Here is a 19,836-nt window from a genome sequence, read left to right as displayed (position 1 = left end):
CTGTTTCAGCATCCGGGCAGGGAAGCCGGCAAGCGGTACGGGGATGGGGCTCGCTCCGACGTTCGGCTCCCTTGCCGGCCGCTCCGGCGATGGATTTTCGCCGGAGCAGGGACGTTCTGCGTCGACCTTGATTCCTTATATTATCGCCACACGAGCCAGAGGAATGCCGAGGCGGCGGCGGTGGTAATGAGGGTGAAGGGGGCGCCGATTTTGAGCCAGCCGGAGAAGTTCATGGGCGAGCCGTTTTTTTTAAGGATGCCCATGGCGACGATGTTCGCGGAGGCTCCGAAGGGCGTGAGGTTTCCGCCGAGGCAGGAACCGATGAGCAGGGCGAACATGTAGAGTTCGGGTTTGAGCCCCATGTTTACGGCGAGGGTCGAGGCGACGGGCAGCATTGCGATGATGTAGGGAACGTTGTCCACGAAGCCGGAGATGACGACGGAGACGGCGAGAATGACGACGAAGCCGAGAAGGACGTTTGAGCCGACGAGGGTAGAGAGGAAGATCGCGAATTCTTCGAGAAGGCCGGTTTCGGCGATAGCGCCGATGACGATGAAAATTCCGATGAGGAAGACGATGGTCTCCCAGTCGAGCCCTTTGATCATTTTAAGGGTGTCGGCGGTCGATTCCTTGCGGACGAAGCGGTACCACAGAAGTCCTGCGACTCCGAGAATCATGACTGTGAGGCCGGACCAAATCGAGATGCCGGTATGGAAGAACGATGATATCGCCAGGCCTATTATCATGAGAACGAGAAGGGCCGTGGGAACGAGAGAGACGATCGGTTCGCGTTCAATGTCGACCTTTTGTCCGCCGTTTTTGGCGAAGTAGGCATAGAAGAAGACGGCTCCCGCGAGCATTCCTACCTGAACAATGAAGAAGATGGAGAGGCGGCCCTGGTAGACGAAGAAGTCGTTGAAGCCGTAGTTGGCGAAGCTCGCGAAGATCATCGAGGGCGGGTCGCCGACGAGTGTGGCGGTGCCCTGGAGGTTCGCCATGACTGCCAGGCCCACCATGAAGTATGTGGGGTTCATTTTGAGTTTTCGGGAGAGGGCGAGGGCGATGGGAGCCATGACGAGGACGGTCGCGACGTTTTCCACGAAGGCGGAGATGATGCCGGTCATCATGAGGATTGCGACTATCGCGAGCCCTATGTTCGGCGTCGCGGCTACGATGTTGTCCGCGATGCGGGCGGGAACCCGGGAGTAGATGAAGAGCTCCGCTATCGCGAGGCTGCCGACATAGATCATGAGGACGTTCCAGTTCACGAGGGTTCCGAACGCGTGGGCCGGGGTCACTACCTGCAGGAGAATCACCGCCGCAGCGGCTCCGAGGGTAGCCCAGGCTTTTTTGTGGGGGAACGCGACCACTACTCCGTACATGAGCGCGGCGATCGCGAGTACGATCCATTTCATTTCCATTTCTTCTTCCTTATCATCCGGGCGAGCGAAAAAAAACCTTTCGCACCGGAGTCCGATTTCTTCCAAGAGCCGTTTTCGGTCTTGATTCGGATCCCTGTGCGAAAGGTCTTGTTTCCCCGTTTCCCCTCGCGGCTGCGCCGTTTGGTACGGAGGCTGGAACCAGGCCGCCGCAAGGCTGAACCGGTTGTTGATTCCAGGCGTGTAACTACTCCCCTTTCGGATGGTTCACAGAATACCCGGGACGGCTGTCAGGGTCAATCGGGCGAGCCCGCGCTTCGCGAGATTGGTCCTTCTTGAGGGGCCCGGCTCCTTTGTATTATCGGGCACCTCGAAAAACTCGGTGAGTTTTCCTCGGTGCCCTTGTAAATCCTTACAGGATTTACACCTATATTAAGGTAGACCTCTAAAAAACTGAAGTTTTTTAGAGGTGTCCTATTATAAGTCTTTGGAACGGAGGATTGAATGAAAATCGATGATTTCGCCCGGCGCCCGTTTTTTCAGGCGCGAGCGCTGTTTTTTTCTGTATGCATGCTTTTTTCCGCGGCCGCGCTGCTTTCCTGCGCCGGCGCCGCGCGTTCGACCGGCTCCGCGCCAGGCGACGGTACGCCGGCCCTTGCCGCGCATCCCGAAGTTCTTCGCGGGCGCCTGGAGAACGGTCTGTCCTGGCAGTTTCTTCAAAACAGGGAGCCGGCGAACAGGTTGTTCATCCGGCTCGCGGTGAAGGCCGGCTCGGTTCACGAGGAAGACGACCAGAAGGGCGTCGCCCATTTTGTTGAACACATGGCCTTCAACGGCACCGAGCATTTTAAAAAGAACGAGCTGGCGAGCTATTTCGAATCCATCGGAATGGCCTTCGGCCCCGAGGTGAACGCCTACACTTCTTTTACCGAGACGGTGTATATGCTCGAAATTCCCGCCGACGATCCCGAGATCATCGCGAACACCTTTCTTGTTTTGCGCGATTGGGCCGCGGGCTTGAGCTTCGATCCCGAGGAGCTCGACAAGGAGCGCGGCGTCGTAATCGAGGAGTGGCGCCTGGGCAGGAACGCGGAAGGCCGGGCCGGCGATCTGCGGGTTCCCTTTATTCTGGAGGGCTCGGCCTATGCGGAGCGGCTGCCGATCGGGGATCCCGAAATTGTCCGCGCGATATCCCGCGAGCGGGTCGTCGATTTTTATCGGGCATGGTACAGGCCTGAGTCGATGAATGTGACGATAACAGGCGACGCCGATCCGGAGGTCGTTCGTTCGCATATCGAAAAGAGCCTCGGCTCTATTCCGGCGTCTCCCGAGCAGAAGACGCCTTCGGTACCGCCTCTATCGTTCGGCGGGGAGCCTGAAGTTCTGATTTTTCGCGATCCGGAATTGCGCTACGCGACCGCGCAGATTTTCGAGGCCTTTCCGTACGAACCTGTCGCGACCGAAGGCGCTCTCAGGCGGCGTCTGGTGAGGGGCATCGCCTTCGAGGCGTTCAACGCGAGGCTCGAGGAGAATCGTCTGAACGGGGTTTCGCAGCTTTTGGCGGGAAGCGCGTCTTCCCAGCGGATTGCCGGTCCCGGGCGATTTACCTATGTCGGCTTTGTTCCGAAACCGGGGCGGTTCCGCGAAGGCCTCGCCGAGATAACGGCCGAGCTCGAACGGTTCGAACGCTACGGAATCACCGCCGCCGAGCTTTCCCGCGGCCGGGATTCGATGTTGAACGCGGCGAGACAGTCGTGGCTGGATCGGGATAAGGCTTCATCGGCCATGTATGCGTCCCAGCTGTTGCAGGAATTTCTGCTGGAAGATCCGGCTCTTTCGATAGACGAGCGAAAAAATCTGTACGAGCGGATTCTCCCGGACATCAGCGTTGCAGAAGTGAACGCTTCTATAGAAGAATGGTTCGACGGCAGGGGAAGCCGCTTGTTCGTGTCCGCTCCGCAGGATTCCGCGGACGTGCCGGATGAAGAGGAGCTTCTCGGTTTGTGGCAAGCCGCACCCGTAGCGGATTTGGGCCCCTGGGAGGATGAGAATTTGGATACGCCTCTTTTTGAGGTCCCCTCCGGATCGAAGCCTCTTTCCATCGCGGGTGAGTCTGTTGTTCCCGGCACCGATATCCGTGAGTGGCGGCTTTCCAACGGAGCCCGGGTGCTGGTACTGCCGACCGACTTCAAGGACAATCAGATCCTGTTTTCCGCCTGGAGTTCGGGCGGAACCTCCCTGGTTTCCGATGCCGATTTTCCTTCCGCCATCGTCGCGGGAGACTGGCTTGAAATGTCCGGCCTCGGAGAATTCTCCGCGAGCGGTTTGTCCAAGAAGCTGGCGGGAAAATCCGTCTCCCTTTCACCCTGGCTCGATGAAAGCTGGGAAGGGTTTTCGGGGTATTCTTCGGTATCGGACCTGGAAACCCTCTTCGAACTGACCGCTCTCCACTTTGCCTCGCCGCGCTTCTCGACCGAGCCCTGGACCGCCCTGACTGACCAGCTTTCCGCCGTAGCCTCCTCGCGGAAAAACAGTCCGATCGAGGCCTTCGCCGACTTGAAAACCCGGCTTCTCTACGGCGGCTCGATCCGGCGTTCCAATCTGACCGAAGAGCTTGTCGCTCTTATGGACAGCGGGCGCGCCGAAAAGGCCTGGCGCGGCAGGTTCGCCGATCCTGGCGACTTTACCTTTTTATTCGTGGGCTCCATCGATGAGGCGCTCCTGAAAGAGAATGTTCTGCGGTATTTCGGCGGGACGAATAGCGTTTCCGGCGCGGCCGGCGGCGCAGAGGCGAAACGGGAGACAGCGAAGCCTTCCGGAATCGCCTTTCCCTCGGGCATCCGTTCGCAGACGCTGGTCCGGGGCAGGGATTCGGGCAGCAGGGTGTTTCTCGCCTTCGGCGGAGAAGCCCTTCCCTCAGGACGCGACCGGGATCTTTTCGACTCGCTCGTATCTCTTATCGATCTGCGGCTGCGCGATGTGATCCGCGAGGATATGAGCGGAACCTACGGAGCGACCGTCGGCGGCTCCCTCGTCGGTTTTCCGGAAAACGGGTATGAAATAACGATAGAATTCGGCTGCGAACCGGGACGGGAGGACGCGCTGACCCGGGCTGTTTTACAAGAGATCCGGCGGCTTCGGGATGAGCTTCCCGGAGAGGCCGAGGTGACGAAGCTGCGTGAAGCCTGGCGTCGCTCGCGTGAAACGGGCTTGCGGAACAACGGATGGTGGCTTTCAGAGATCGCGAGCCGGGATATGCAGGGGCTTCCCCTTTCGATGATCGCGGAATCGGAACCGTTTCTTGAACTGTTAACCGCCGAGGGCTTGCAGGCCCAGGCGCGGAAATATCTGGATCCGGACCGGAGGGTCGAAGCAGTGCTGAAGCCTGAAGAGTAAAAAACATCGGGGACGAGAATCGGCGCGGGGGTTGTGCGCCGATTCCCGTCCCCGTTTTTGTCAGGAGAGGATTTCGCCTTCGGTGGAAACCGTAACGACTTGCCAGGGGATGAACTTGCCGCTCGCCTTGAGGGCTTCGGTAGCCGCGTGGGACAGCCCTCCGCAGCAGGGAACTTCCATGCGGACCACCGTCAGGCTCTTGATGTCGTTGTTGGCCAGAATAGTGGTGAGTTTTTCGGTATAGTCGCCAGCGTCTAGCTTGGGGCACCCGATCACCGTTATGCGGTTGCGGATAAAATCCTGATGGAAGGAGGCGTAGGCGTAGGCCGCGCAATCGGCCGCCACCAGGAGATGGGCTCCGTTGAAATAGGGCGCGTTCACCGGCACGAGCTTGAGCTGGACCGGCCATTGGCGCAGCTGCGATTCTGCCGTTTCTGCCGACGGGCCGCGGAGGTTTTGAGGAGCGGCCGGTGCCGGAGCGTTTTCGCTTCTCAGGCTTCTGGAGGCAGAGCCGGGGCATCCGCAAGAGGAGGGCGCCGGGCTATGAGCCGCAGCGTGCGCAGGCGAGGCCGGCGCGAATTTCATCCCGCCGGAGAGTCCGTTCGAGTGACCTGCCGGGGCGAACGAGGCTTGCGCGGTCTTCGCTTTCTGTTCCTCAAGATGTCGTTGGACCGCTTCTTCGTCGTATGCGGCAGCCTCTCTTTCTTCGAATGTTATGGCGTTCGTCGGACAGGCGGGCAGGCAGTTTCCCAGGCCGTCGCAGTAATCGTCCCGTATGAGACGGGCTTTTCCGTCGATCATGGCTATAGCCCCTTCGTGGCAGGCGCTCACGCAGAGTCCGCATCCGTTGCATTTGTTTTCATCTATCTTGATAATCTGGCGTTTCATTCGTGTCTCCTTCTGTTCTCTCTGTTTTTCCACTATACGCAAGTCTCTATCAATGATATGTTGCAAATGCAACGAAAGGAGGTCTTCCCGTGGTAATTCCCGGAAATATTCCCCTGTTTGAAGGCTTGTCGTCGGACGAGACCGCGACGCTGCTCACCTGCATCGGCGGTTCCTGGCTCTCCGCGAAGAAGGGCGAAATCCTTCTTCATGAGGGGCAGGAAATCGATTCGCTCGGCGTCGTAATCGCCGGAAGCGTGCAAATATTGAGAAGCGACGGCGAAGGAAACCGGGTGATACTGGCTGCCTTCGGCCCGGGCGCGGTCTTTGCCGAAAGTTTCGTCTGCGCGGGCGAAAAGAAAAGCCCGGTAACCGTTCAGGCAATGGAAATGTCCCGCATCCTGTATATCCCCTGTTCCCGGCTCCTGCGCCCCTGCGCGAAGGCCTGCGCCTTCCATCATCGGGTTATCGAAAATTTAATGCGTCTCATGGCGCGGAAAAACCTGGTGTTGAACGCGCGTTTGGAAATTTTATCGGCCCGGACTATACGGCAGCGCCTTCTCGCCCTCCTCGACTTTGAACGGAGAAAGCAGGGAAGCAAAACACTGAGCCTTCCGTGGAACCGGACCGAACTGGCTGATTATCTGTGCACCGATCGGAGCGCCCTGTCCCGCGAGCTTTCCCGCATGAAGGACGAGGGCGTGCTTGATTTCGAAGGGGCCTCTTTCGTACTAAAATGATCTTTTGGAGAAAATCGAGTATTCTCAAATGTCATATTTCATTGACAAAGGGTAAAAACACCCCGTAGTATGATTTTACATGCTCGAGAAAAAGTTCATCCGTCAGGGCTTGCTTGATTTTGCGTATAAGGATACCGCCTGGTATCAGAAAATCCGCGATGAAAGCAGACATTACCGGTATCATCTGATCCTCTACGCCCTTTCGACGGCTCTGGCTTTCCCGCCGTTTCTATCCGCTTCTCTTTTTTTCAATAAACGCTACGATCTTATGCCGTCTCAACCGGTTGTGCACTTGGCCGTCTTTCTCATCCTTTCTGCCTTGCTTGCTTTTCTTATCCGTTTTCGGCGTCTGCGGCTGATGACCTACGTCAGTTTGGCGCTACCCGTTATCGGATTTTTCGCTTCCGTCTATAGTCCGGGCGGCTCGGGTTTATATATGATGATTTCCCTCGTGTATCCGGCCCTCGCAATACAGCTGAGGGGGTCCCGTCGGGGGTCGTATTGGTGCGCCGGCTATTTCGGTCTCGTCAGCGCGGTAGGCTTTCTGCAGGCTTCCTCGGTGCTGCCACCCTGGCTTATCTCTCCTACCTTCGAACTTTCTGCGGTGAGCTTTCTTACCTATGCTTTTATATGGGTGTTCAGCTACGCTTCGGAAAAAAGGCAGGAAGGGATGATTTCCCGGCTGACTGATATGATCGTATTCGACGAGTCCACCGGTCTTCCTTGCCGCGACGTTCTTCTTCATTCGCTGAAAAAAAACCGCTTCTACGTGTTCGCCATCATCAAGATCGAGAATTTCAGCGATCTGGTCGCCTTGTTCGGCTATGAGTTTTCCGACATCATTTCCCAGTTCGCCTCGAGAAAGCTGAGGAAGTATGAAAATCGCTACCGGTACCGCACCTACCAGCTCAAATACAACGAATACGGAATTCTGATAGACAGCGATGTAGAACCGACCGTTCAGGGAGCGGAGCAGCTGCTTTCGAAAATCGTCAAATCGCTGGATCTGGAGTCCCTTCCCTGGGAGCGCGACCGCATTCGGTTGGTGTACCGGCTCGGAGCTGCCATAGTTCTTCCCGGCGACGAAAGAAGCCCTCTGTCCCGGTCGGACATTGCCTTGAAGAAAGCCGAGCGGACTCATTCCGTTTTGTCCGTTTTCGACGAGGATGAAAGCGAAAAAACGACCGCGTACGAGAGCGTCATCCGCTTTTCCGAATTGATCAATAATCGCGAAACGGAGGGTTTTCGGGCGGTATTCCAACCGATATTCTGCGACAAGGGCGCCGAGGTCGTCTGGTACGAAGCACTGCTCCGCCTGAGACGCCAGGACGGATCCTATGTTTCAATTCATCCTTATCTCGAGGTCGCCAAATCGACCGGATTGTATCCGTATCTCACCGATTTCATCCTGCGAGCCTCGGCCGACGCGATCGTGCGAAACGATGTCGACGTTTCGGTAAACATCGCGATCCACGATATAATGAGGCCCGAGTTCATTCTGCTTGTAGACGAGGTGTTCGAGATCATAAAGGAAAAGAAGGGACGGATTATTTTCGAGATTCTGGAGAGCGACGAACTGGTCGAGCTCGACCGGTGCCTCTGGTTCATCGAGTACATAACCCGTTACGGCTTTAAAATCGCTATCGACGATTTCGGAACGGGCTACTCGAATTATTGCACGCTCATCAATCTTCCGGTGGATATCGTCAAGATCGACGGTTCGCTGATCAGGAAGATTCGGACAGACGACAACGCCCGCACGCTGGTCGAAGGCATCGTTCATTTTTGCAGGAAGTCAAACAAGAAAACGGTAGCGGAGTTCGTGGAAGACGAGCTAGTCTTCGACTCCCTCCGCTCGATGCACATCGATTATTTGCAGGGCTATTATCTGGCCGAACCCGCCGCGCTCGCCTGAAGCCTGGCGGCGATCGCCGCGGCGCACTTTTCTCCGTCCATAGCCGAGGAAACGATTCCTCCCGCGTAGCCGGAGCCCTCTCCCGCCGGCCATAGGCCCGGCAACGCCTCCGATTCCAGGGTTTCCGGATTTCTGAGTATCCGCACCGGGGAGGAGGTTCTCGTTTCGGAAGCGACGAGAAGCGCTTCCGGACAGATGAAGCCGCGCATCGAAGCGCCGAACTGGCGGAAGCCTTCCTTCAGTCGCTCGCCGATATGCCAGGGCAGCCAGAGATCGAGGCGCGACGGAACGAGGCCGGGGCTGTACGAGGATTCGGGAAGGGTTTTCGATTCGCGTTTCGCGAGAAAATCCTCGAGCCTCTGGGCCGGAGCCTTTTGGCCATCGCCGTGCTTTTTAGTTTCCTTCTCGAGCCATTCCTGAAAGCGCAGTCCGCCGAGCTGATCCTTTTCGCGGAAGTCTTCCGGTATGTCTTCCGTCCTGATTTCAACGACGACGGCCGAGTTCGACCAGCGGGAATTTCTGCCGGAAGGCGACATTCCGTTTACGACGATTTCGTCGTCGGAGGTCGCAGACGGCACGATGAGTCCGCCGGGGCACATGCAGAACGAATATACGCCCCGTTCTCCGGCCTGGGCGGTCAAGCGGTATTCCGCCGCGGGAAGCTCCGTTCCTCTGTCCCTGCCGTGATACTGTATACGGTCGATGATTTCGCGCGGATGCTCGACGCGCACGCCCATGGCAAAGGCCTTAGCCTCGAGCGCGCCTTCGGGCCTCATCTGCGCGATCAAGCGGTAAAGATCCCGGGAAGAGTGGCCTCCCGCCAGAATCACAGCGTCCGAGCGGATTTCCTGTTTGCCGTCGTCGACCCGAATTCCCCGGATCTTTCCGTCTTCTTCGATAAAGCCGGTGCATGCCGTATGGAAAAGGAACTCTCCTCCGAGGGATACGATCGTTTCCCGTATCGCATTGATGACGGCGGGGAGCCGGTCCGTTCCGATGTGGGGATGGGCGTCGGTGAGTATTTCCTTTTGCGCTCCGTGATGATGGAATATCGCAAGTATGCGCGACGGATCTCCCCGCTTGTTCGACCGGGTGTAGAGTTTGCCGTCCGAGAAGGTTCCGGCTCCGCCTTCGCCGAAGCAGTAGTTGGAGTCGGGCTTCACGGTTTGGGTGCGGGTAATGTCGGCGATATCCTGTTTGCGCTCCGGGGTGGGAGCTCCTCGTTCGACGATGATCGGTTTAATGCCGTCTTCCAGAAGCCTCAGCGCGGCGAAAAGTCCTGCTGGACCCGATCCTACGATGGCGACGGTACGGCTCCCGTCGGCTTTTTTCCATTTCGGCGTCCATGCGGCCGTTTCTTCGAGAGCCGGTTTTTCTCCGACCCACACCTGGCAGGCGAGATGGATCTTCACGCGGCCTTTTCTGGCGTCGATCGATTTTTTCTTTACGATCAGGCCGGTGATGTCCGCCGCGCTGATATTCATGCGTTCCGCCGCTTTCGCGCGGAGAATTGCGTCGTTCGCTTCCTCGCCGGGAAGCACGGTGATTGATAGGGTCTCTGTCATTATGGAGCGAGTATACCCGTTTTCCTCAGTCTGTGCTTCGGCGTAAAGGTCGGAATCCCGCTCTATTTCCCGGAATTTTGCGTCTTTTCGCCGCTTTGCTCCGGCTTGATACTGTGCTCATGAAATTAATTCACTTTTTGGCATGCTTAGCCGCATGCGGAGGCGCAGCAATGAATCTATCATCGCAGAATTTGACGGTCCGTCTCGCTCCGGATTCTCTTTTGGGAAGATCTCAGGCGGTCGGCCTCGAGTATGTACTGGCTCTGGACGCCGACAGGCTTTTATCTCCGTGCTGGATCGCCGCGGGCAGAGAGCTCGAGGCGAAAGGCCGGCCGTACGGAGGCTGGGAGTCGCGGCAGATCGCGGGGCACTCGCTCGGCCACTATCTTTCCGCGCTTTCAGGATTCGTCGAAGCAACGGGAAGCGAAACGGCCCGCAAGCGGCTTGACTACGCCGTTTCGGAGCTCGGCCGGCTCCAGCGGTCAGACGGCTATATCGGCGGAGTTCCTTCGGCTCCCTTCGACGCCGCGTTCAGCGGAACTTTCCAGGTTGAAAACTTCTCGCTCGCCGGGTACTGGGTTCCCTGGTATTCGGTACACAAGATATACGCCGGGTTGATTGAGGCGTACCGGAGAGCCGGCAACGCGGAAGCTCTGCGCATCGTTACGGGAATGGCCGACTGGGCCGCGAACGGCTTGTCGCGGATGAGCGATGCGGACTTCCAGCGGATGCTCGTCTGCGAACACGGAGGGATGTGCCTGGCATTCGCGGATCTCTACTCGATTACGCGCGACGAACGCTATCTTGAGCTGGCGGTGCGGTGGATTCACCGCTCGGTCGTCGATCCTCTGACTGCCGGAAAAGACTCTCTGCAGGGACTCCACGCCAACACCCAGATTCCCAAAATCATCGGTCTAGCCCGCCTCTATGAATTAACCGGCAAGACCGAATACCGCAGGGGCGTCGAGTTTTTCTGGGAAAACGTCACGAAGAAGAGAAGCTACGCCATCGGCGGAAATTCGATCGGCGAGCATTTCGGGCCGGCAGGGAAGGAGAGTTTGGGAAAAGACACCTGCGAAACGTGCAATACCTATAACATGATCGAACTGGGAAGCCATGTGTTTTCCTGGACCGGCTCGGCCGAGGTTTCCGAATTCTGCGAGCGCGCCTTGTACAATCATATTCTCGCTTCGCAGGAGCCTGATACCGGAGCGAAGACCTACTTCGTTTCTACCCAGCCGGGGCACTTCAAGGTGTACGGGACTGTCGAAGATTCATTCTGGTGCTGCACCGGAACCGGAATGGAGAATCCTGAACGGTACGGTAAAACAGTCTGGAGCCTCGACGGCGATGCTCTGTCCCTCCTTCTGTTCGCGCCTTCGACCGTGTCGGCGGCGGGCTGGGAAATCGAAGCGTCCGGCGATCCCTTCCGCGACGGGACGATGACGCTTCGCGTTATGCGCTCTGAAACCACGGTTCCGCGCCTTCGAATCAGACAACCGTCATGGAATTCCGCTCCTCTGTCCCTCTCCTCGGAGAACGTCGTCGAGCGCGGAGGATGGTTCGAGATCGACGGGCTCAAGGCCGGCGATTCGCTGTCTATCACATTCGATCCGATCGTCCGCATGCGCACTGCGATGGGAAACGATTCGCTTTATTCTTTCGAGTACGGCCCCTTCGTCCTTGCGGCTTGCCTCGGCGTAAAGGGTTTCCCGGGAGAGAAAGGGAACGCGGCATCCGATACCGTCGGCGACCATCTTTCGCTGATGAACTGGCCGGGAATTCCGGTTCCGCCGGTAATTGCGGATGTTCGGCGCCCGGCGGATTTCATCGCTCCCGCGGGAGACTGGAAAAAGGACGGCATCTTGTTTGAAACGATATCCGGCGCTATCGCGGGAGGCGAACGGCTTTTCCTGAAGCCCTTTCATGAAGTCCATCACGAACGGTACACAATATATTTCTCCGCGGGAACGGGAGCGGCAGGCAGGGACGAGCGTTTCGCAGCGTCCACAGTCGATCTTGTAAAACCCGGCGAGCAGCAGTCCGAGATCGAGCACGGCATGAAAAAGGCAGAGTCGTCTACGGGCTATATCGCCTCGCTGGACATGCGCTGGAGGGAGGCGGCAGGACCTGACGGCTATATCAGTTGCAGGATGAAATTCGATCCTTCGCGTCCCGCGGAGCTCCTCGTCGCATGGCACGATATGGACGGCCCGCGCCCCGGCCTTAAACGGCGCTTCGATATTGTGGTGAACGGAAGCAGGATAGCCGCGGTAGATCTGGTCGGAAGCGGGGAGGACAGGGCCGTCGACTCCCGCTTCGCGGTGCCTGCCGAGGTTCTCGCCGGGCTGCCTGCCGGCTCCGGCGGTTTGGTCGAAGCCGAGGTTATGTTCAAGCCGGCCGGAAAACGGACCGCGGCCGGAAAGATTCTGGAGGTCAGGTCTCTGAGAGTCATGGATTGAGATGCATGAAAAAATGGGGGAGGGCTCCCCGGACGGAGTCCTCCCCCACGGGAAAACGGTATTATTTTTTCTTCAGCGTCAGTATGGACGCCGACCAGGGCTCGAGCGTCACGGTAAAGTCCTGCGATACTCCCTGGAATTCGGTTTTCGCCGGCAGCACCGCCTCGGGCCTCGCTGCCGTATTTTCCGCGTCCTTCGCGCCTGCGAGGACGACCGCGCTTGCGGTCGCCTGGAGCGGCCCGACGTTGGCCAGCTTGATCCGAACGGGATTTTTGTTTCCGTCCGCGTTCACCAGTTTGATAATGATGTCTCCGTTCTTCGCCTCGCCCGCATGCGCGAAAACGGGATCCCAGGCCTGCGCGTCGGAAATCGTGTGTACCAGACGGCCGTCCAGATAGCACTTTGCGACGGCTCCGTAGACTTCGACTCTGATGTCGTACCAGCGTCCTGCTTCGATCGATACGGGAACGCTTTCCCCGATGATGCCCTTCGATTCTCCCGTACCCTTTTCTATCGCGGACTGGGTATTGTTCCATCCGCCGATGTTCCACCAGTACCAGGTTCTGTCTTTGACGCCGAACATGACGAGCATTCCTTCCGCTCCGTCGGTTTTGCGCGCTTTCATGCTGAAGGTGTATCCGTCCCATCCCGGAGCGTCGAGAAGAATCCTGCAATCCGTTCCCGAAGAATCCTGGACGATCGCGTTTTTCTTCGCGCTCCAGCTTCCCGTCAGGGGCTTCCAGTCGCGGATCTTCGCTTTTCTTCCGTCGTAAAGGACTTTCCCGTCTGCGTCTTTCACCATGATGTCCGCGTACTCTGTCCGGGTCGCCCAGGTTCCCAGTCCGACCGAGCCTCCGATCGCCGCGGGCTTACGGTTGGAGGAATCGACGGTCAGAACGCTTGCAAGCGTTTTTTCGCTTTTACGGTCCGCGAACATTTTCTGGACCCAGTAGCTCGGCGTCGTCCAGGCTTTCTCGTTATCGAACCAGATCATGTCCGGGGCCCATTGAACGTTCCCTTCCTTCGCGAAAAGGGGAGCGTACGACGCCATCTCTACGACGTCTCCGTTCCTCTCAAGACCGGTCATGAATGCGGCTTCGGCGATCGCCGCGAACATATTATTTCTCCGTCCGTCCGCGTGCGCCGCGTATTCGCCGAGAAACACCTTCGTCTTTGAACGGTCGTAAGAGTCGTATCGTTTCGTATTCGCCAGGAACCACTCGGGCGGACAGTAGTAATGTTCATCGATCAGATCGACGAGTCCCTCTTTCTGGAATTCGCGCGCCTTCATCCACGCGCTGTCGAAAATAATCCCGCTCGGGAGGGGTCCCGAACTCAGAATCAGTTTAACCTCGGGATAGACCTTCTTGATTTCCTTCGCGAACGCCTCGTAGCGGTCGAAGTAGCTTTGATTGAACTGTTCGTTTCCGATTCCCAGGTACTTCACATTGAAAGGCGCCGGGTGGCCGTTTTTCGCGCGCAGGGCTCCCCATTTGGAAGCCGCCGGTCCGTTGGCGTATTCGAGCACGTCGATCGCGTCCTGAATCCACTCCTTCAGATCGGGAAGGTCCTTCAGGTTGATGTAGGGAATATCGCGATCGGCGAAGGACATATGGCAGTTGACGATGGGCACCGCGTCCGCTCCGATATCCTCGCAGAACTGGAAATATTCGTGGAAACCGATGCCGTATGTTTGCTGGTATCCCCAGAAATTCGGCGCTTCTTTGCGTTCCTCGACCGGTCCGATGGTGTCTTTCCATCGGTAGGCTTCTTCTATTACCCTGCCTTCCACGACGCAGCCGCCGGGAAAACGCATGAAGCCGGGGTTCAGTTCTTCCAAAAGGACCGCAAGGTCGGTTCTGAACCCGTTTTCGCGGTTTTTATAGGTTTCAGGAGGAAAGAGCGATACCATGTCCATATCGAGAATTCCGTTTTGATCCGGGGAGATGATCAGTTTTGCCTTTGACGAGTCCTTCGTCGGGGACAGAGTAAACTCGAATTTCTTCCATTCAGTCCCGATGCCTTTGATCGAGGCGCTCGAGAGGGTTTCGCCGCTTCCCGAATCGAGCGCCGCGGCGACGGAAGAGATTTCGCCGCCCGGAGAGCGCAGCCAAATCGATCCGGGGTACTTCTTTCCCTCTTTCACCGCGATTCCTCCGAACCCCGCGTTGACGACGCCCATTCCCGGGGACGTCCGCTCTATCTGCGCGTATTTTGGATTCTGGGGGTTCAGGGGATTTTCCGTTCTAATTTTAATTCTCGGCTTTCTGCTTTCGCCGCCTTTCAGCGTATCCCATGATTCTGTCGCGAATTTATATTCGAAGGACCTGTTTTGAATCAATTCAGCGTATAATCCTCCGTCAGCGGCGAAATTGATGTCTTCATAGAAGATTCCGTACAGATTCGGGCTTACGGCAGTCTTTTTTCCCGCGCCGTCTATCTCAAGCACGGCGGTAGGGCTTTGCGCGCCTGCAATGAACGCGAAGGACAGCAAAATCAGTGATACAACGCCTTTTTTCCGCATGTATCGCTCCTTTCAATAAATATCAATATTTCCGGATGAAAACCGGAGCTTTCAGTATTTTCCAGCATTCTGCACCTGTCAAGATTTAAAACCATTTATCATGATAAATAACCGTAAATAAAGGGATTGTTTTTCCTTTCAACAAATAAAAGAGCTTATTTTATGCATTTTAAATGTAAAAACCCGATAAAGTGGTGATACAATGATAAAAAACAACTTGCATGGATATATAACCCGGGTTATCTTCAATATTGAACTTCCTCCTCTTATCCGGGGAGGTTTCCATACTGCCCCGCAAGAGCTGATGTCTCCCCGGATTTTTATGTTTTATAAACCATCTTATAACGATACTTATCATTTTTAATGAATTCTAACGCATTTATTTTCTGGTTAGTAGTAATTATTGCTTGCTCTATATCAAATATCTTTATTTAAAACCTTTAAATATGATAAATAACAATTTGACAGGGTATAAAAACAGGTTTATTATTCCAACGTGATGTGCGGGGCAGTCATCGACGATGGGGATCGCCGATGACTGTCCCATCCCCCTCATCCGAACGTGAAGACCGCCGGCGGGAAGGTTTGCGCCGGCAACTGAATTAAAGGAGAGGAAAATGAAGAAAGCTTCATTGTTGGTATTGATCGCGGCCGGCCTCGCGCTGGCTTTCGCCGGATGCACCCTCGAGGTGAAGGATCCGATAGAATCGTCAACCTGGACGGCTTATCTCGGCGGAGAAGACGTCTATCTGAATGTCGCAAGCGTGACGAAAAACGGAATCAATCTCTTGAACTCTGCAGTATCCGTCGGTACCGCGGGCCCCGGTACCCTTGCGTGGAATGCGTACGACCTTTTTCTCGCAACCGAGGGCATTGAAAACGGAGACGTGCTCGTATACACCTTTCACTGCGATACGCCCGCGACCGAAAACTGGAAAAACTGGGCCTTTGCGCTTAAAGACGACGCTACCGGCGATGTCTGGTATCTCCGCGCAGACGCATGGAGCAATTCCACTCTTCCGACGAATGCCTCTGTTGCCTATACCTCGACATGGAATTGGGACGATTTCGCGACCGTATTCGACGACAAGGATATCGTTCTGACCGTCACCAAGGGCGAAGCCGTAATAACCGCTCAAGCGTCGCTCGGCGGAACCGTCGTGTATACCGCTACGGCGCAGTGATTCTGAAAATCAGAGTACAGCCTAACTAAAGGAGATACTGAAATGAAAATGGCAAAAAGCCTTGCAATAGCGATGTTGGCGGTTTCTGCAGCGGCAGGTCTCGCCGCCCAGACTGCATCGATTCACGGATATCTTGATTATACGAATTTCGCGGTCGGACAGGAATTTCAGAAAGCCGGCGACGGAGACTATATCGAGTCGGACGCGGCCGCGGAATTCGGTTCCTTCTACAACGGACGCACTTCGCTCGACGTGGCGGTGGACGCTCAGAATTTCCACTTCGAAACAGGCGTCTGCCTCGACGCCTCGCTCGGCACCTGGTACGGCCTCTACAACGATGTCGACACCAGCGCCTCGAACGCCGACGATATCGATACCATCTTCTATAAAGGAAACGTCCGGGTTGAGCTTCTTAACGGACAAGCCCGCATCATGACCGGAAAATTCGAAGACGCGACTTTCGGCTATACGCTTGCCGGCTACGCCCTCGGCAATATGCCCACCGGCTACTATGCCCAGCGCGACTTCGGCCAGCATTTTACCGCGGTTGAATTCACCCCCTATAAAGTCGACGGTCTCGGCGTCATGGTCGGGCTTCCGATTCTTCCCGTCAGCGGAAACGGCGTGAACTACGCGGCGCACAACGCATATCCCGATCTCCTCAAGAAGTTCAAGGCAGGCGTCCGCTACGCCGCTCCCTTCGGAGTCAAGTTCGTCGCCGGCTACTACAACGAAGTCCACCTCGAGGGCACCGCCAATTATTCGGAAGAAAGCCTCTATACCGAAGCCTGGCTTCAGGCCGACATGCCCAACCTCGTTCCGGGCGTGGCCCTCAACGCGGGATACGACTTCCGCCTCCGGGAAGACAACGACGCGATGCACCATTCGTTCACCGTGTCCGGCAAATTCTCTCCCGTTAACCGCATGACTGTCGCCCTCGAAGACCGCCTGGTATACAACGGAGAGCATTACTTCATGGTGAACGAAATCCAGCTCTTCAATCAGCTTGCGGCCGCTGTGAGCTACGACCTCGGGAAGTCTTTCGTCGCCGGATTCAACACACAGTTCATGTACGCTCAGGACGCGAACGGCTCGACCGTTTCCAACGGACGCCTTGCCAACGTATACGACGACAACGCGATGGTCGCCGAATGGATGCCCTTCGCCGCGAACGTGGCGACCGGAACTCCCGGAACATATATCGGAGTGTACGGCTATCCCTACATCCAGAAGAATTTCCAGAACGGCTACCTCCGCACCGGAGTGGAAGTGCAGTATACCGGGTTTGAAACAAGCACTACCTCGTCCGCGATCGGCTACCGTGTTCCCGTCGCGATGTGCTTCTGGTTCTGATTTTCGTCTCATTCGGACAATGTCCGGCTGCCGGCGATCCGGCGGCCGGTTCTATTGAAAAGCATTTTTGGGAAAGGAGAAACCTTGTGAAAAAACTTCTGACAACTGTCGCGGCTCTCGCCGCGGTTCTTTCGATCGCCGGTTGCGCAAGCTCGGGCGGCGGAGCTTCGGGAGACGAAGGGATGACGACGGCAGACTTCGACATGAAGGCTCTGGTCGTATACGATTTTGAAACGCCGATCGAAGACGGCGACGTAATCGACGCGTCGGGAAACGAACGCTACGGACTCGCCGGCGGCGACGGAACTCTCGTCGAGGGCAAATACGGCCAGGCGATGGTTTTCAACGGCTCGGACGGATACATCATGGTTCCCGAGGACACTCTGGACGCGGCCGCATGGACCTTCGCCGCCTGGGTGAAGCCGGACAGCTGGAGAGACTGGTCCCGCATCATGGATTTCGGCGACGGAAACCTTGCGGACATCTGGCTCGGCTTCGCCGGCATTGAAAAAAGAACCCGCCTCGACATTTTCTCCAGCGGCAAAGCTGTAACGCTTCTTGCTCCCACACTGGTTCCCGGCGAATGGAGCCACATCGCCTTTACCTTCGGAGACGGCAAGGTCGTTCTCTATGTAAACGGAAAAGCCGCTCAGGAAGTTCCGCTCGACCTGAAGCCGACCGACATCGTGAAGAAAGGATGCTACATCGGACGCAGCAACTGGAGCGCCGACCCCCTCTTTACCGGAGCGATGGATGAGATTTTGATCGCCGACGCGGTATATACTCCCGCTCAGATCAAGGCCGTCATGAAAGGCATTGTGCGGAAATAACGGTTCGACCAGCGGTTTTCCCGGGTTTGCTCCCGGGGAAGCCGTTTTTATCAGGAGTTTTGTATGTCAGTAAAACCGGTTGCGTACATCGGAAACGCATGCGCCGCGGCATTCGCGGCTGTTTTTATCGCGGCGGGTTGCGCCGGCTCTCCCGCGCCGTCCGTTTCTTCCTCTGTCCCCGCGGAATCGGACATCGCCGATTCCGGTGCGGCTTCGTCCGACGGATTGGCCTATCCCGGAAAACCGGGGGATTTCCGCCTGTATAATACCGGCGCGATACACTCGCCCCATGCCTGGGGTTCCATGAACGTGCATGATCCCGCCGTCCTTAAAGACGGCGATACGTATTGGATATATTCAACCGATGTCGCGGTCGGCAGAAGCCCGACCCGCGGCCTCCAGATCCGCAAGTCTACAGACCTTGTGAACTGGACCTGGGTGGGAACGGTCTTCGACGATATTCCTGAGCCTGCCGCTGAATGGTCGGATGCGGAAACGCTTTGGGCTCCGGACGTCATCAAGCTCGGAAACGCCTACTATCTTTATTATTCGGCCTCGGTGCTGTATTCGCCTCAGTCCTGCATCGGCCTTGCGACCGCTCCCAGTCCGGAAGGTCCCTGGACCGACCGCGGAATACTGCTCAAATCCGATTTTTCCTCCGAAGTGAACGCGATAGATCCGGCCGTGTCGTTCGACGCGGAGGGGAACCTCTGGATGGTGTACGGATCGTTCTCGGAGGGGATTTACATCATCGAAATGGATAAAACTACCGGCCGGCCTGTCGGCGAGGAGCCCGGTCGTCTGGTCGCGACGCGCGGAAGCCAGGCGGGAAGCGAAGCGCCGTATATCGTATACAACAGCGAATTCAAAAAGTACTACCTCTTCCTCAGCTACGATTCGCTGTTCTCGGATTATAACGTGCGCGTCGGCAGGGCCGATTCAATCACCGGTCCGTATTACGATTTTTCGGGACAAAAATTGACGGACTATCCCTGGAGCGACGATGTTCCGGAGGATGTGGAAATCGTCTCCGCGAACGTGGGCAACAAGCTGATCGGCGGATACTCGTTTACGACCGGGGAAGGCTGGGCCGCTCCCGGACATCAGTCGGTTCTGAACGACGGCGGCGATTGGTATCTCCTGCATCATGCCCGGCCGGTCTCCGATAAAAACTGGACCTACCTCCATGTGCGTAAAATCTTCTGGAGCGCCGACGGCTGGCCTCTTCCTTCTCCCGCCCGATACGCCGGCGAAAAAATTCAGGCTGTGCCGAAATCGTCCGTTTCCGGAAGCTGGGAAGTCCTCTGTCACCACCGCCTTTCCTACGAAGACCCCGTCGCTGAAAGCTGGACTTTCGAGGCCTCGGGTTCCGTTACGGCGCCCGGATACACGGGCTCATGGAAACTCGCGGGCGAATCGACCCTCCGCCTCGAACTCGCGGATGAGGACGGAAAAACTTTATTAATAGAAGGAACCGTCGTTCCGTCCTGGGATTGGGAAAACGGGCGGGGCGGATTGGCTTTCGCCGGAATCGATGAAGACGGACAAACCTGGTGGGCCAAGCGCGTGCGCGGCTCCAGGAAAGCTCAGTAAATACACCAAG

The 19,836-nt window shown here is 56.8% G+C and carries 12 protein-coding genes; 8 read left to right on the top strand and 4 right to left on the bottom strand.

Annotation, left to right across the window (positions count from 1 at the left end):
* Nucleotides 1–140 precede the first annotated feature (140 nt).
* Nucleotides 141–1,421, bottom strand: a complete 1,281-nt coding sequence (locus K7J14_RS14425) for an ArsB/NhaD family transporter (protein WP_230757926.1) — start codon at nucleotides 1,419–1,421, stop codon at nucleotides 141–143.
* 462 nt (nucleotides 1,422–1,883) lie between these two features.
* Between K7J14_RS14425 and K7J14_RS14420 the strand changes: the two genes are divergently transcribed.
* A complete protein-coding gene (locus K7J14_RS14420) occupies nucleotides 1,884–4,775 on the top strand; it encodes a M16 family metallopeptidase (protein ID WP_230757923.1) in 2,892 nt (963 codons plus the stop codon).
* 60 nt (nucleotides 4,776–4,835) lie between these two features.
* Here the strand turns inward: K7J14_RS14420 and K7J14_RS14415 are convergent, their stop codons facing one another.
* On the bottom strand, nucleotides 4,836–5,663 hold the full coding sequence (locus K7J14_RS14415; RefSeq protein ID WP_230757917.1) for an ATP-binding protein: 828 nt from the start codon (nucleotides 5,661–5,663) through the stop codon (nucleotides 4,836–4,838).
* An 89-nt stretch (nucleotides 5,664–5,752) separates the two neighbouring features.
* Between K7J14_RS14415 and K7J14_RS14410 the strand changes: the two genes are divergently transcribed.
* Both K7J14_RS14410 and K7J14_RS14405 read left to right on the top strand, forming a co-directional pair.
* Nucleotides 5,753–6,400 (top strand): Crp/Fnr family transcriptional regulator, encoded by a 648-nt coding sequence (locus K7J14_RS14410; protein WP_230757914.1) that lies wholly within the window; start codon nucleotides 5,753–5,755, stop codon nucleotides 6,398–6,400.
* Between the two features lie 79 nt (nucleotides 6,401–6,479).
* The gene (locus K7J14_RS14405; RefSeq protein WP_230757911.1) at nucleotides 6,480–8,315 is read left to right on the top strand and encodes an EAL domain-containing protein; all 1,836 of its coding nucleotides are present in this window, start codon (nucleotides 6,480–6,482) and stop codon (nucleotides 8,313–8,315) included.
* Here the strand turns inward: K7J14_RS14405 and K7J14_RS14400 are convergent.
* Entirely contained in the window at nucleotides 8,285–9,880 is a 1,596-nt protein-coding gene (locus K7J14_RS14400) for an NAD(P)/FAD-dependent oxidoreductase (protein WP_230757907.1), read from the bottom strand. The two genes, K7J14_RS14405 and K7J14_RS14400, sit on opposite strands and share 31 nt — an antisense overlap.
* A 170-nt stretch (nucleotides 9,881–10,050) precedes the next feature.
* Here K7J14_RS14400 and K7J14_RS14395 point away from each other — a divergent pair, with 170 nt between their 5' ends.
* The gene (locus tag K7J14_RS14395; RefSeq protein ID WP_230757903.1) at nucleotides 10,051–12,342 is read left to right on the top strand and encodes a beta-L-arabinofuranosidase domain-containing protein; all 2,292 of its coding nucleotides are present in this window, start codon (nucleotides 10,051–10,053) and stop codon (nucleotides 12,340–12,342) included.
* A gap of 61 nt (nucleotides 12,343–12,403) precedes the next feature.
* On the opposite strand, the gene K7J14_RS14390 is transcribed toward K7J14_RS14395, so the two are convergent.
* Entirely contained in the window at nucleotides 12,404–14,866 is a 2,463-nt protein-coding gene (locus K7J14_RS14390; protein WP_230757899.1) for an alpha-L-arabinofuranosidase C-terminal domain-containing protein, read from the bottom strand.
* A gap of 617 nt (nucleotides 14,867–15,483) precedes the next feature.
* Between K7J14_RS14390 and K7J14_RS14385 the strand changes: the two genes are divergently transcribed.
* The 4 genes from K7J14_RS14385 (at nucleotide 15,484) to K7J14_RS14370 (ending at nucleotide 19,826) form a co-directional block, all read left to right on the top strand.
* Nucleotides 15,484–16,050, top strand: a complete 567-nt coding sequence (locus K7J14_RS14385) for a hypothetical protein (RefSeq protein ID WP_230757896.1) — start codon at nucleotides 15,484–15,486, stop codon at nucleotides 16,048–16,050.
* 42 nt (nucleotides 16,051–16,092) lie between these two features.
* On the top strand, nucleotides 16,093–17,403 hold the full coding sequence (locus K7J14_RS14380) for a hypothetical protein (protein ID WP_230757891.1): 1,311 nt from the start codon (nucleotides 16,093–16,095) through the stop codon (nucleotides 17,401–17,403).
* Nucleotides 17,404–17,489: 86 nt separating this feature from the next.
* On the top strand, nucleotides 17,490–18,233 hold the full coding sequence (locus tag K7J14_RS14375) for a LamG domain-containing protein (protein WP_230757890.1): 744 nt from the start codon (nucleotides 17,490–17,492) through the stop codon (nucleotides 18,231–18,233).
* Between the two features lie 63 nt (nucleotides 18,234–18,296).
* The gene (locus tag K7J14_RS14370) at nucleotides 18,297–19,826 is read left to right on the top strand and encodes an arabinan endo-1,5-alpha-L-arabinosidase (protein ID WP_230757883.1); all 1,530 of its coding nucleotides are present in this window, start codon (nucleotides 18,297–18,299) and stop codon (nucleotides 19,824–19,826) included.
* Nucleotides 19,827–19,836: the final 10 nt, after the last annotated feature.

It is taken from the genome of Teretinema zuelzerae, assembly GCF_021021555.1.
Classification (GTDB): domain Bacteria; phylum Spirochaetota; class Spirochaetia; order Treponematales; family Treponemataceae; genus Teretinema; species Teretinema zuelzerae.
The sequence above is the reverse complement of the archived record's forward strand: the minus strand, read 5'-3'. Positions and strand labels throughout refer to the sequence as shown.